The sequence below is a fragment of the Lentzea terrae genome, from assembly GCF_003265345.1.
GTDB lineage: Bacteria > Actinomycetota > Actinomycetes > Mycobacteriales > Pseudonocardiaceae > Lentzea > Lentzea terrae.
The window spans coordinates 454,303-467,222 of the sequence record NZ_QFWW01000006.1 but is presented as its reverse complement, the minus strand read 5'-3'; the positions used below and the strand labels follow the sequence as shown (position 1 = coordinate 467,222).

General features: G+C 68.8%; 12 protein-coding genes, 1 pseudogene and 1 riboswitch. Of the genes and pseudogenes, 6 read left to right on the top strand and 7 right to left on the bottom strand.

What is annotated here, in order from left to right; genetic code table 11:
• The first annotated feature begins 104 nt into the window (after positions 1-104).
• Positions 105-1,024, top strand: a pseudogene (locus DI276_RS11260) (nSTAND1 domain-containing NTPase).
• On the opposite strand, the gene cobJ reads toward DI276_RS11260, so the two are convergent.
• From cobJ to DI276_RS11240, 3 genes are read right to left on the bottom strand one after another with little or no spacing between them, the layout of a single operon-like run.
• A complete protein-coding gene (gene cobJ, locus DI276_RS11250) occupies positions 1,009-2,460 on the bottom strand; it encodes a precorrin-3B C(17)-methyltransferase (RefSeq protein ID WP_112263191.1) in 1,452 nt (483 codons plus the stop codon). The pseudogene DI276_RS11260 and the gene cobJ sit on opposite strands and share 16 nt — an antisense overlap.
• Positions 2,457-3,077: a precorrin-8X methylmutase gene (locus tag DI276_RS11245; protein ID WP_198680564.1), complete on the bottom strand. Its 621-nt coding sequence runs from the start codon at positions 3,075-3,077 to the stop codon at positions 2,457-2,459. Before DI276_RS11245 ends, cobJ begins: the two co-directional genes overlap by 4 nt.
• Complete coding sequence (locus DI276_RS11240) at positions 3,074-4,114, bottom strand: hypothetical protein (RefSeq protein ID WP_112263189.1); 1,041 nt, start codon at positions 4,112-4,114, stop codon at positions 3,074-3,076. The genes DI276_RS11245 and DI276_RS11240 overlap by 4 nt, the downstream gene beginning before the upstream one ends.
• An 11-nt stretch (positions 4,115-4,125) precedes the next feature.
• A riboswitch (cobalamin riboswitch) is annotated at positions 4,126-4,256 on the top strand.
• Between the two features lie 35 nt (positions 4,257-4,291).
• On the opposite strand from DI276_RS11240, the gene cobN reads away from it, so the two are divergent.
• Positions 4,292-7,855 (top strand): cobaltochelatase subunit CobN, encoded by a 3,564-nt coding sequence (gene cobN / locus DI276_RS11235; protein ID WP_112263188.1) that lies wholly within the window; start codon positions 4,292-4,294, stop codon positions 7,853-7,855.
• A 47-nt stretch (positions 7,856-7,902) separates the two neighbouring features.
• Here the strand turns inward: cobN and DI276_RS11230 are convergent, their stop codons facing one another.
• Together DI276_RS11230 and DI276_RS11225 are read right to left on the bottom strand one after the other, a co-directional pair.
• Positions 7,903-8,496: a hypothetical protein gene (locus tag DI276_RS11230; RefSeq protein ID WP_112263187.1), complete on the bottom strand. Its 594-nt coding sequence runs from the start codon at positions 8,494-8,496 to the stop codon at positions 7,903-7,905.
• Between the two features lie 96 nt (positions 8,497-8,592).
• On the bottom strand, positions 8,593-9,240 hold the full coding sequence (locus DI276_RS11225; protein WP_112263186.1) for a helix-turn-helix transcriptional regulator: 648 nt from the start codon (positions 9,238-9,240) through the stop codon (positions 8,593-8,595).
• A 78-nt stretch (positions 9,241-9,318) separates the two neighbouring features.
• Here DI276_RS11225 and DI276_RS11220 point away from each other — a divergent pair, with 78 nt between their 5' ends.
• The 3 genes from DI276_RS11220 to DI276_RS11210 are packed head-to-tail and all read left to right on the top strand — an operon-like array spanning position 9,319 to position 10,812.
• On the top strand, positions 9,319-9,696 hold the full coding sequence (locus DI276_RS11220; protein WP_119724474.1) for a hypothetical protein: 378 nt from the start codon (positions 9,319-9,321) through the stop codon (positions 9,694-9,696).
• On the top strand, positions 9,693-10,244 hold the full coding sequence (gene folE / locus DI276_RS11215) for a GTP cyclohydrolase I FolE (protein ID WP_269814248.1): 552 nt from the start codon (positions 9,693-9,695) through the stop codon (positions 10,242-10,244). Before DI276_RS11220 ends, folE begins: the two co-directional genes overlap by 4 nt.
• A 10-nt stretch (positions 10,245-10,254) precedes the next feature.
• A complete protein-coding gene (locus tag DI276_RS11210) occupies positions 10,255-10,812 on the top strand; it encodes a maltokinase N-terminal cap-like domain-containing protein (protein ID WP_112263184.1) in 558 nt (185 codons plus the stop codon).
• Here DI276_RS11210 and lgt read toward each other — a convergent pair.
• Both lgt and DI276_RS11200 read right to left on the bottom strand, forming a co-directional pair.
• Positions 10,742-11,614 (bottom strand): prolipoprotein diacylglyceryl transferase, encoded by an 873-nt coding sequence (gene lgt / locus DI276_RS11205; protein ID WP_112263183.1) that lies wholly within the window; start codon positions 11,612-11,614, stop codon positions 10,742-10,744. The two genes, DI276_RS11210 and lgt, sit on opposite strands and share 71 nt — an antisense overlap.
• An 81-nt stretch (positions 11,615-11,695) precedes the next feature.
• Entirely contained in the window at positions 11,696-12,466 is a 771-nt protein-coding gene (locus DI276_RS11200) for an EF-hand domain-containing protein (protein ID WP_112263182.1), read from the bottom strand.
• Between DI276_RS11200 and DI276_RS11195 the strand changes: the two genes are divergently transcribed.
• The gene (locus tag DI276_RS11195) at positions 12,351-12,905 is read left to right on the top strand and encodes an RICIN domain-containing protein (protein ID WP_112263181.1); all 555 of its coding nucleotides are present in this window, start codon (positions 12,351-12,353) and stop codon (positions 12,903-12,905) included. The genes DI276_RS11200 and DI276_RS11195 overlap by 116 nt on opposite strands.
• The last annotated feature ends 15 nt before the right edge of the window (positions 12,906-12,920 follow it).

The following is a 12,920-nucleotide window of genomic DNA, read 5'->3' as shown; positions in this document are numbered from 1 at the left end:
GGTCTGTCTTTATCGATGTCGTGATGTGTCGGGTGGAATTATTTGGCCAAGGTGGACCGGGTGTACAAATGGGTTGAGGTGAGTGCGCTCACAGGGGAGGGTCAATGCCTCGTCCCGAGCGGGAGTTGGCTGGTTCCGGTCCGATTGAGTCGTTGGCTGCCGGGTTGCGGGAGTTGCGTCGACGGGCGGGTAGTCCGGGTTATCGGGAATTGGCTGCGCGGGCCGGGGTTTCGGCTTCGACGTTGGCCAATGCCGCCAGCGGGAAGCACCTGCCGACGATCGCAGCGACGTTGGCCTACGTACGGGCGTGTGACGGGGATCCGGGGTGTTGGGAGCGGCAGTGGCGGCAGGCAGCCGCGGAGTGCGTGGGGAGCCGCCCGTCGGGGGCTGCCGATGACCCGCCGTATCAGGGGCTGCTCAGCTACGGGGTGGAGGACGGCGCCCGGTTCTTCGGCCGGGACGCGATGCGAGCGCAGCTCCTGAAGCTGGTGGAACGGCAGCGGTTCGTGGCCGTGTTCGGGGCGTCGGGCAGCGGGAAGTCCTCGTTGTTGCGCGCGGGGTTGATTCCGGCTCTGGCCGATGGTGAGCCGGTGCTCGTCGTCGACCAGTTCGAGGAGCTGTTCACGCACTGCCCGGACCCGGCACGGCGGAGCGGGTTCGTGGACCGGATCGCGGCGATGGTGACCGGCGGAGCCACCGTGGTGCTGGGCGTCCGGGCCGACTTCTACGCCCGCTGCGCGGAACTGCCGGTGCTGGCCGGGCTGCTGGCGGGGCGAACGTGCCCGTTCCGACGCTCATCGAGGACCAGTTGCGCGACGTGGTCACCAAACCCGCGGGCCAGGTCGGGTTGACCGTCGAACGCGCCTTGGTGACGAAGATCCTTGCGGATGCGTCGGGGCAGCCCGGCGCGTTGCCGATCAGCCACATCTGCACCGCGGTGGCCCGAGATCTCACCGAGGACGAGTGGCGGCACCACCTGCCCTCGACCCCGTACGCCCGGACCTGTGGTCAGCCGGTCGGGTAACGGCGCGGCGTGAACACCACGTTTTGGGGCGTCACCACGGTCTGCGACGAGCCGATGATCAGCAGGCAGCGCATGTCGATCGTGTCCGGGTCGAGGGCTTCGAGCGTGGTCACCCGGATTTCCTCTTCTGGGCCACCGACATCGCGTCCGACGACGATCGGCGTGTCCGGGGCGCGGTGCTTCAGAAGCAGGTCGCGCATGTCCTGGACCTGGTGCGTGCGGGCCTTGGACGCGGGGTTGTAGATGGCGATGACGAGGTCGGCCTTGGCGGCGGCTTCGAGCCTGGTGGCGATCACGTCCCACGGCTTGAGGCGGTCGCTCAGGGAGATCACCGCGTAGTCGTGGCCGAGCGGGGCGCCTGCTTTGGCGGCAACGGCGTTGGCGGCCGTGACGCCCGGGATGACCTGGACCGGCACGTCCTGGGTCTCTGCTGCGACCTCCAGCACTGCCGTGGCCATCGCGAACACACCGGGGTCACCGGAGGAGATGACCGCTACCCGCTTGCCCTTGCGGGCCAGGTCGAGGGCGAACGCTGCTCGTTCCGACTCGACCTGGTTGTGGGAGGCGTGTTTGGTCTGGCCGGGGCGGTCCGGGATGCGGTTGAGGTAGGTGGTGTAGCCGACCAGGTCGTCGGCGTTCTCCAGAGCCTGCTTGGCTTCCGGGGTGAGCCAGGCTCGGGTGCCGGGGCCGAGGCCGACGACGGTGACGTTGCCCTTCTCCGGCTCGGGCTTGGAGTGGCTGGGAAGCAGCGCCAGGGAGAAGTACGGGACGGTGTCCGGGTCGACGTCCGCGAGCTTCGAGGTCTTCTGGCGGCCCGTGGTGGCGCGTTCGACGTACCAGGCGTTGTCGAGTCGGTTCGACTCTTCGAGGGCCTGCTTGACGTTGCCGAAAGTGCGGCCCAGCTTGAGGATCGCGGCCGAGTCGGTGTTCTTGAGGCGTTCGGCCAGTTCCGCGGGCGGGAGGGTGCCGGGGAGGATCGTGAGGACCTCGTCGCGTTCGACGAGCGGGGTGCCGAGGACCGCGCTCGCGCCGCTGACCGACGTGACGCCGGGGACCACTTCCCATTCGTAGCGGTCTTTCAGGCGCTTGTGCATGTGCATGTAGGAGCCGTAGAAGAACGGGTCTCCGGCAGCCAGAACGACGACGTTGCGGCCTGCGTCGAGGTGCGCGGCTAGTCTGGCGGCGGCTTCCTCGTAGAACTGGTCGATCTCGCCCTGGTAGTCGTCGGTGTCCTCGGTCGTCACCGGGTAGACGAGCTGCTCGAGAAGCTGGCCCTCGCGGAAGTAGGGCTCCGCAATGGTTTTGGCGACGCTGCGGCCGTGGCGGGCGCTGTGGAAGGCGACGACGTCGGCTTCTTTGATGATCCGTGCGGCTTTCACCGTCACGAGTTCCGGGTCGCCAGGACCCAGGCCGACGCCGTAGAGCTTGCCCGTCATTCTTCCTCGCTCGCGATCGCGTTGATAGCCGCTGCCGTCATGGCGCTGCCGCCGCGCCGGCCGTGGACCACCAGGTGCTCCAGATCCGTTGCGGCCAAAGCTTCTTTGGACTCTTTCGCGCCGATGAAGCCCACCGGAATGCCCAGGATCGCGGCCGGGCGCGGGGCACCTCGCTCGATCAGGTCGAGCAGGTGGAAGAGCGCGGTCGGGGCGTTGCCGATGGCGATCACGGCGTCTTCGAAGCGGTCCTGCAGAAGTTCCAGGGCGGCGGCGCTGCGCGTGTTGCCGATGGTTTTCGCGAGCTCGGGCGTGCGCGGGTCCTGGAGGTAGCACAGGACTTCGTTGTCCGCGGGCAGGCGGCGGCGGGTGACGCCGGCGGCGACCATGTTGGCGTCGCAGATGATCGGGGCGCCGTCCTGCAACGCGGCGTGGGCGTGCCGCACGACGTTGGGGGAGAAGCCGATGTCGTGCGTCAGGTCGGTCATGCCGCACGCGTGGATCATCCGGACGACGACTCGCGCGACGTCCTGGGGGAAGCCGGCGAGGTCGGCCTCGTCGCGGATGGTCGCGAAGGAGCGGCGGTAGATCTCCGCGCCGTCCTTGATGTACTCCGTCACCTGAACTCCTCGTAGCCGTCGCCGGTCGCGACGAACTCGATCACATCGCCCGCCGGGCGGCCGCAGCGACGTGCGCAACCCGACCAGTGCACTGGGCCGGGAGTGTCGGACCTGGTCCCTAGAATTGAAATTGGGGGTACCCGGCCGGGGTCGTGTGTGTGGTGTGACGCGTTCACCCAGGCGCGCGCGTCGGCGCGTACGTCCGAGAGCGACTTCGCGCATCCAGGCCGGCCGGTGCAGGCGCTCACGCCATGCCAGGGGGACGCCGGGTCGGTGATCAATCCGGTGGTGTCGGTTCCTGCGGGCACGACCAGGCTGCGCCACGGGGTGAGCCGGACCGGGACGCCGGGGAGCTGGCGCGCGTCGAGGCGGCCCAGCGGCACACCGGGCGTGGTCGCGGAAGGTGCGACAGGGGTCACAGCCGGCGTGATGCGCGGGGCGTCCGTCGCGCCGAAGTGTTCGGTGATCTTTCGCACACCGTCGTCCACTTCGGACAGGCGCCAGGCCGGGCCGCGCAGCTCTTGGAAGAGGCGGGCGGCGGTTACCAGAGCGTCGACGGGGTCCTGAACGCGGACGCCGGTGTCGGTCCCTGCGAGCAGCAGCACGTCGTCGACCAGCCCGAAGTCGCCCCCGAGACCGCTCACCGGCAGCCCGACCGTCACCAGGAAACGTCCTGGTAGAGCGGCCAGCGCGGGGTCGGCGCAGAGGGCGGCGTCCAACGCGTCCACCAGCGCCTGGTTGGACTCCAGGGGCGCCGCGATGATGTTGCGGATGCGCTCGTGGGTGTCGGAGGGCAGCAGGCCCGCCGCACGCAGTCGTGAGCCCAGTTCGAGGCCGTCCGCGAGCCCTCTGATCTGGAGGTTCGCGCGCGACGTGAGTTCCAGCGACCCGTTGCCGAGCTCCAGTGCGGCGAGCCGGACCACGTCCCACTGAGCAGCGGAAAGAGTGCCGCCCGGGACCCGGATGCGCGCGAGCCCGCCGTCGGCCGCGGGATGCAGCTCGACGGCGCCTGGGCAGGCATCCGGGTGACTACGCATAGGTCGGACTGTAACCCGCCGGTTAGGGTGAGCCCGAACGACGAAGCGCAGGAGGAAGCCGGTGTGAATCCGGCGCGGTCCCGCCACTGTGACCAGCGAACGACGCTGGGAGTCAGGAACTCCGCTTCCGAGTCACCCGCAACCTGGGGCGAGGACCCCACGAGGGATGGAGCCTGCGTGATCCTGCTGCTGTCGACCTCCGACACCGACCTGCTGTCGGCTCGGGCGAGTGGTGCCGAGTACCGCCTCGGCAACCCCGCCCGGCTCACCGTCGAAGATCTGCCCGCGCTCGTCCAGGACGTGAGCCTGGTCGTGGTGCGCATTCTCGGCGGGCGCCGGATGTGGGAGGAAGGGCTCGACTGGCTGCTGGCCGGCGGGCTGCCCGTGGTGGTGCTGGGCGGTGAGCAGCAGCCGGACGCCGCGCTGATGGAACTGTCGACGGTGCCCGGTGGCGTTTGTGCGGAGGCGCACCTCTACCTGGCGCACGGTGGTCCCCAGAACCTCACGGAGCTGCACAAGTTCCTCGAAGACACGATTCTGCTGACCGGACACGGGTTCGCCCCGCCCGCGGCCACGCCGACGTGGGGTTTGCTGGAACGCGCCGAGGCAGAAGAAGGCCCGACCGTCGCGGTGCTCTACTACCGGGCGCATCACGTCGCGGGGAACACGGACTTCGTGCACGCGCTGTGCGACGCGATCGAGGCCAAGGGCGGGAACCCGCTGCCGGTCTACTGCTCGTCGCTGCGCACGGCTGAGCCGGAGCTGCTCGAGACGTTGCAGAAGGCCGACGCGCTGATCGTGACGGTGCTGGCGGCGGGTGGCACGAACCCGGCGAAGGCGTCGGCCGGTGGGGACGACGACGCGTGGGACGTCGGCGCGTTGGCGGCGCTGGATGTGCCGATCCTGCAAGGGTTGTGCCTCACGTCGAGTCGCGAGTCGTGGGACGAGAACGACGATGGACTGTCCCCGTTGGACACCGCGACGCAGGTGGCGATCCCGGAGTTCGACGGGCGGATCATCACGGTTCCGTTCTCGTTCAAGGAGATCGACGAGGACGGGCTGACCGTCTACGTGGCGGATCCCGAACGGGCGCTGCGCGTCGCCGGAATCGCGGTCCGGCACGGGAAGCTGCGCCACATTCCCACCAAGGACCGCAAGATCGCGGTGATGCTGTCGGCGTACCCGACGAAGCACTCCCGCATCGGCAACGCGGTCGGGCTCGACACGCCGGCGTCCACGGTCCGGCTGCTCAAAGCCATGCAGGAGCACGGTTACGACATCGGCTCTGAGCTTCCCGGCGTCGACGAGCTGGACGGCGACGCGTTGATCCACGCGCTGATCGCGGCCGGCGGTCAGGACGCGGACTGGCTGACGCAGGAGCAGTTCGAGAGCAACCCCGTGCGCATTGCCGCGGCGGACTACCGCGAGTTCTACGACACGCTGCCGGACGACTTCCGCGAGTCGATGCAGGAGCACTGGGGCGAGGCACCTGGGTCGTTGTTCGTCGACCACTCCCGGTCGAAGGATGGCGAGATCGTCCTGGCAGCGCTGGAGTCGGGCAACGTCGTCGTGATCGTGCAGCCGCCGCGCGGGTTCGGCGAGAACCCGATCGCGATCTACCACGACCCGGACCTGCCGCCGTCGCACCACTACCTCGCCGCGTACCGGTGGATCGAGTCGTCGTTCGGCGCGGACGCGGTGGTGCACGTCGGCAAGCACGGCAACCTGGAGTGGTTGCCGGGCAAGACGGTCGGCATGTCGGCGTCGTGCGGCACGGACGCGGCGCTCGGTGATCTGCCGCTGGTCTACCCGTTCCTCGTCAACGACCCCGGTGAGGGCACGCAGGCGAAGCGGCGCGCCCACGCAACGTTGGTCGACCACCTGGTGCCGCCGATGGCCCGTGCGGACAGCTACGGCGACATCGCGCGGCTGGAGCAGTTGCTCGACGAGTACGGCAACATCTCCGCGATGGACCCGGCGAAGCTGCCGGCGATCCGCGCGCAGATCTGGACGTTGATCCAGGCCGCCAAGCTCGACCACGACCTCGGCATGGACGACCGGCCGCACGACGCCGAGTTCGACGAGTTCCTGCTGCACGTCGACGGCTGGCTGTGCGAGGTCAAGGACGTGCAGATCCGCGACGGCCTGCACATCCTCGGCGAAGCACCCACCGGAAGCGTTCGCGTCAACCTGGTGCTCGCGATGCTGCAGGCGCGGCAGATGTGGGGCGGTCAGGTCGCCGCGCTGCCGGGACTGCGGGAGGCGCTCGGGCTCACGACCACGGCTCGCGAAGACGTTGACGCCGTTGAGGAACAGGCTCGCGCGCTCGTCCAGGCGATGGAAGACGCCGGGTGGGACGCCGAAGTCGCGAAGACCCTCCACGAGTCGACCGACGTGCAGAAGATCCTGGAGTTCGCGGCTCTGGAAGTCGTGCCGCGGCTCGCGCGCACCACGGACGAGATGACGAACGTGCTGCACGCGTTGGACGGCGGTTACATCCCGGCCGGGCCGTCCGGGTCGCCGTTGCGCGGCCTGGTGAACGTGCTGCCGACCGGCCGCAACTTCTACTCGGTCGACCCGAAGGCGATCCCGTCGCGGCTCGCCTGGGAGACCGGGCAGGCGATGGCCGACTCACTGCTCGAGCGCTACCGCACCGAGAACGACGGCGAGTGGCCGCCTTCCGTCGGCCTGTCGGTGTGGGGCACGTCGGCGATGCGCACGGCCGGTGACGACATCGCCGAGGTGTTCGCACTGCTGGGCGTGCGGCCGGTGTGGGACGACCAGTCGCGTCGGGTCACGGGCCTCGAAGTGATCCCGCTTCCGGAGCTGGAAAGGCCGCGCATCGACGTGACGGTCCGGATCTCCGGGTTCTTCCGCGACGCGTTCCCGCACGTCGTGTCCCTTTTGGACGATGCGGTGCAGCTCGTGGCGAACCTCGACGAGCCGGCGGAGCAGAACTACGTCCGGGCGCACACGTTGAAGGACCTGGAAGAGCACGGCGACCAGCGCCGGGCGACGCTGCGGATCTTCGGCTCCAAGCCGGGCGCGTACGGCGCGGGCGTGCTGCCGTTGATCGACAGCCGCAACTGGCGCGACTCGTCGGACATCGCCGAGGTCTACGCGGTGTGGGGCGGCTACGCGTACGGGCGTGGGGTCGACGGTGTGGCGGCGCGCCAGGACATGGAGTCGGCGTACCGGCGGATCGCGGTGGCGGCCAAGAACATCGACACCCGCGAGCACGACATCGCCGACTCGGACGACTACTTCCAGTACCACGGCGGCATGGTCACGATGGTGAAGGCGTTGACGGGCAAGGCGCCCGCGGCGTACGTCGGTGACAGCACGCGCCCGGAAGCGGTTCGCACGCGCACGTTGACCGAGGAGACGTCGCGGATCTTCCGCGCCCGCGTGGTGAACCCGCGCTGGGTCGGGGCGATGCGGCAGCACGGGTACAAGGGCGCGTTCGAGCTGCAGGCGACGGTCGAGTACCTGTTCGGGTACGACGCGACGACCGGTGTGGTCGCTGACTGGATGTACGAGAAGCTGACCGAGACGTACGTGCTCGACCCGGAGACCCGCAAGTTCCTGCAGGCGTCGAACCCCTGGGCGTTGCACGGGATCGCCGAGCGGCTCCTCGAAGCGGCCGAGCGGAAGATGTGGGAGCACCCGGAGCCGTCCACTTTGGACGCGCTGCGGGCTGCGTATCTGGAGACCGAGGGCGACCTGGAGGACGGCGCCTGAGTGTTGTGGGTGGTTGTGGCCGGCAGCCACAACCACCCATCAGCCGGCTACGGGTTCACGACGGTCTCACCGTAGAACAGGTCCTGCCCGGCATCCGCGATGCAGTGGACCGACATGTAGACCTGCGGGTCGGTGAACTTGTGGAAGCTGAGCCAGATGTCGCCGTAGCTGGCGAACCGCCAGTGGCCTGGCACGGCGTCGTCGCCGGGGTACACCTTGGTGTCGGCGATCTTGCTGGTGATACCGGTGGCGAACTGGGCGACGGCGATGTCGTGACCGAGGTCGGTGAGCGGTTTCTGAGGCCAGTCCTCAACGCCGTTGTGGTGCACCGACAGATATGCGGCGAGCACCATGCCCTGGTCGAACCTGGTCACGCCGCGCTTGGCGAGCTCCGGCCCCAGAACGTCCAGGTCGAGCCGTGTGGAGACGCCCCAGTCGTCGGCCGTCAGCGGAGCGGTCTTCTCGGACGTGGCAGGCAGGCTGCCGAGCAACCGGTAGCTGCCGCGGACGGTGAACGTGCCGTCCGGCTTGCCCGCCGTGGTGAACTTGACCTCGCACGATGAGGCTATTTCCCCCGTTGCCGCCCCGGCCGGCGACACGACGGCCACGGCCATCACGAGCGCGCCGAGAACAGCGATCATTCTGCGCATTGCGGTGTTTCCTCCCCAGGACCTGCCCACGTGTTGGGCTCACCGCGATGCTCGCACGAGGCACCGACACTTTTTGCGCGGTTGAACTTAGGCCTGGTCGAGGCGAACGCAGCAGTGACCTGGTGACGGATCGAGGCGCGCGGTGTGGCTGCGCGCCTCGATGCCGTCCAGGATCCCGCTGATCAGACAGAGGTTCATCCCGCACACCAGCTGGGTGTGCTTCTGCGCCAGGCTGTGGAACGGGCAGTTGCCCAGCAGGATCGTCTGCTCGTCCTGCTGCGGCTCGAACCCGAGGTCCTCCAACGCCTGCACGACTTCGCCGTCGGCCTGGGCGGCCAGGTCCTCGCCCCACTCGTAGGCCCGCCGGTTGAGGATCTCCCGCGCGGGCTCACCGGTGGTCTCCGCCTCCAGCAGCGCGTCCGTGAGCAGGTGGCTCGCGGCTTCGTAGCGCCGGTCCGGCAGCGACACCTCGATCTGCTCGCCGGAGCGCCGGTAGAGCTTGGCCGGACGGCCGGCGCCAGGCCCGGTGCGGCCGGAGCGGCGTTCGTGCAGCACGTCCAGCAACCCCATCTCGACCAGCTTGTCGAGGTGGAAACCGGCCGTCGTGCGCGGCATCCCGACGGCCTCGGAGGCCTCGTCCTTGCTGATGGGCGCGGTCTGGCGCACCACGAAGTCGTAGAGCTTGCGGCGGTTCGGCTCGTCGAGGGCCGCGACGGCGGCGACGGGGTCGGCCATCTCTAAAACCTACTTCGGTTGACGAAAATCTGCCAGTGGTTCTAACGTTAACGCAAGTTGTCGTTAGAAGGAGGAGTCATGGCAGTCCTGACGCGCACGGATCCGGCGACGCAGGCGTTCGTGCTGTTGCGCACGGTGTTCACGGTGGCGCCGATCCTGTTCGGGCTGGACAAGTTCCTGAACCTGCTCGTGGACTGGCCGGTCTACCTGGCGCCGTGGATCGACTCGATCGTGCCCGGCACCCCGCAGACGGCGATGTACATCGTGGGCGTGATCGAGATCGTGGCCGGTGTGCTGGTCGCGTTGCAGCCGAAGTGGGGCGGGCTCGTCGTTGCCGCGTGGCTGCTCGGGATCATCGTGAACCTGGTGACCGGGCCCGGCTACTACGACATCGCGTTGCGCGACTTCGGGTTGCTGGTCGGTGCGCTGGCGTTGTCCAGGCTGGCCAGCCGGTGACGATCGACGTCGAGGCGGCGCAGCAGGCGGTCATGGAACTGCTGAAGGCGTTGGGCAAGGACCCGTACTCGGTGCATCTGGCCGACACGCCGCGCCGCGTCGCCGAGGCGTACGCCGAGCTGCTGACGCCGCGTTCGTTCAACCTGACGACGTTCCCGAACGACGAGGGCTACGACGAACTGGTGCTGGCGCGCGGGATTCCCGTGCAGTCGTTGTGCGAGCACCACATGTTGCCGTTCCACGGGGTCGCGCACGTCGGTTACCTGCCGGGTGAGCGGATCCTGGGGCTGTCGAAGCTCGCGCGGGTAGTGGAGCGGTTCGCGCGCGACCTGCAGGTGCAGGAACGGCTCACCAAGCAGGTCGCCGACTGGTTGCAGGAACACCTGCAGCCAAAGGGAGTTGGTGTCGTGATCGAGGCGGAGCACATGTGCATGGCGCTGAGAGGCGTGCGGGTCAACGGATCCCGCACGGTCACCTCGGCGCTGCAGGGCGTGCTGCGGAACAACCCCGCGTCACGTCAGGAGTTCTTCACCCTCGTGCACGCGTAGCCTGCGACGCGTGGGGAAGATTCACAAAGGTGCCACCCTCAGCCCGCACTTCCGGGAGTTCCTGCCGGCGTGGGTTGAGGGTCAGGCGTGGTACGAAGGGCCGGGTGGGTTGCGGCCCACCGGTTTCCTGCGGTTCGAGGACCCGGCGGGCGAGGTCGGGATGGAGACGCACCTGCTCCACGACGGCCAGGCGGTGTACCAGGTGCCGCTGACCTACCGGCCCGCGCCGCTCGACGGTGGCACGCTCGTCACGACGGCGGAGCACAGCGTGCTGGGCACGCGGTGGATCTACGACGCGGTGACGGACCCGGTGTGGACCGCCGTGCTCCTGGACCTCGTCGCCACCGGCGGGGTCTCGGAGTCGGCTGCCCGCACCGGGTTCGGCCCTGCCGAGGCACGCGGCACGCTGATCCGCCGGTTCGTCCCGGAAGCGGCGGTGATCGACCTCGACCGGCGGCTCGTCCCGCAAGATCCGCCTGGCGACGCGGCCGCTGTGGTCACTGGTTCGTGGCATCAGGACGGGGTGCCGGCACAGGGCCGCCTCGCCGTCGTCCGGACAACCGCATGAAGACCACCGCGGTGAGGCCCAAGATCAGCGCCGTCCAGATGTTCAGGCGCAGCCCCAGGACGTGGTTCGCCGGGTCGGTCCGGAGCGCTTCGATCCACAACCGGCCCGCGGTGTAGAGCGCGACGTACAGCCAGAAGGCGCGACCGTTGCCGAGCCGGAAGCGGCGGTCCGCCCAGATCACGACGGCCGCCACCCCGAAGTCCCACAACAGTTCGTAGAGGAACGCGGGGTGGAACGTGCCCAGGACGACCGGAACGCCGTCCTGGAGGACCGCGCGGCCGGCCGACTGGTCCCACTGGTGGATCACGAGTCCCCACGGCAGGTCGGTGGGCCCGCCGTAGACCTCGTTGTTGAACCAGTTGCCGAGGCGGCCGATGCCCTGGGCCAGCGCGATTCCCGGGGCCGCCGCGTCCGCCATCGGGGCGAGCTGGATGCCCGCACGGCGTGCGCCGATCCAGGCTCCGAGCGCGCCGAACGCGATGGCGCCCCAGACGCCCATGCCGCCCTTCCAGATGTAGAGCGCCTCGATCGGGTTGCCGCCGGGGCCGAAGTACGGCTGCCAGGACGTGATCACGTGGTACAGCCGGGCGCCGACGACGCCGAACGGGACCGCCCAGTACGCGATCCGCGCCACGGCACCGGGGTCGCCGCCGCGCTGGGCCCAGCGGCGTTCGGTGAGCCAGATGGCGACGAGGATGCCGGCGATGATGCAGATGGCGTAGGCGCGCAACGGAATCGGCCCGAGATGCCAGACGCCCTGCGTGGGACTCGGAATGACCGCGTGCAGTTCCCCCAGAACCATCGTCTCAGGCTAGCCCCGGACCGGATGACCTCCCGGTGAAGTCCGGAGGCCAGTTGGTAGTGGGAAAGATCAGAGCCAGTCCTAGACCGGCCCGAACACGTAGGTGCCGGCCGCGGTGGCGTCGTCACCGGCCCAGAACTCCAGCCACAGCTCGGCGAACTCCGCGCGCGACAGCCTGCCGTCGCCGTCCGCGTCCAAAGCGGCGAAGTCGGTGACGCCGTCGTGGCCCAGCCAGGCGGCGATCATCGTCCGGTACTCGTCGGAGGAGATGTAGTCGTCGCGGTTCTCGTCGACCGCGGCGAACATCGCGTCGGCGGTGTGGGTGACGGCTTCCGGGGTCTTCGGGAGCGCGTCCACGATGTTCAGGACGTGGTCCACGGTCACCCGGTCCTCGCCGGCGGCGGCCGACAGGGTGGCCCACCAGCCCATCATCACGCCGGACAACAGTTCCTCGTCGCCGCCGCGCAACGACACCCACCGCGCGGTGAGTGCGCGGAAGTCGCTCTCGGTCAGGTAGCCGTCCCGGTTGGCGTCCATTGCTCCGAACACCACTGTCACCTTGCGTCGTTGCAGGTCACTCGCCATGCGCAGCACGATAGGCCGAACGTTGCAACGGAAACCATCGGCCGAACGGGTCCAAACCTGCCTGACCAGGTGACTCACGCGGTGCCAACGAAACGCAACCACGCCGGCCGCGACGCTCTGCCGCGTCACACCGACGCTTCTTGGAGGATGGATGAGCACCTGGTTACGCAAGGCGTTGACGGCCGCGGTGGTCGCGGCGTCGGCGCTGTTCCTGGTACCCGCTGCGGCGGTGGCAGTGGAGCAGCAGCAACCGGTGGTGCAGGGCATCAATCCGGGCACCTACCAGAACCTGATCAACAACTACCACCGCAAGTGCCTCGCGGTGAACTCGGCGGACAACTGGAACAGCAAGCCCGTGATCCACTACGACTGCTACAGCAACTACACCGACCAGTACTGGCGCTTCGAGCCGATCGACGCCGCGCCCGGCTACTACCGGCTCCGCAACCAGAACACCGGTCGCTGCCTCGCGGCGCCGAACCCCGGCAACGGCAAGAAGCTCGTGCAGTACGACTGCGTCGACGGCTGGTACGACCAGTGGTGGCTGCCCGAGCTCATGCCCGACAACGTCCACTACCGGTTGCGCAACTACAAGAGCAACCGGTGTCTCGCGGTGCCGTCCAACAAGGGCAAGAACGGCGAGAGTGCCGTGCACTACGACTGCATCCTCGGCTACAACGACCAGTGGTGGCAGATCTGGCCGTGACGTGACTTCCTCCCC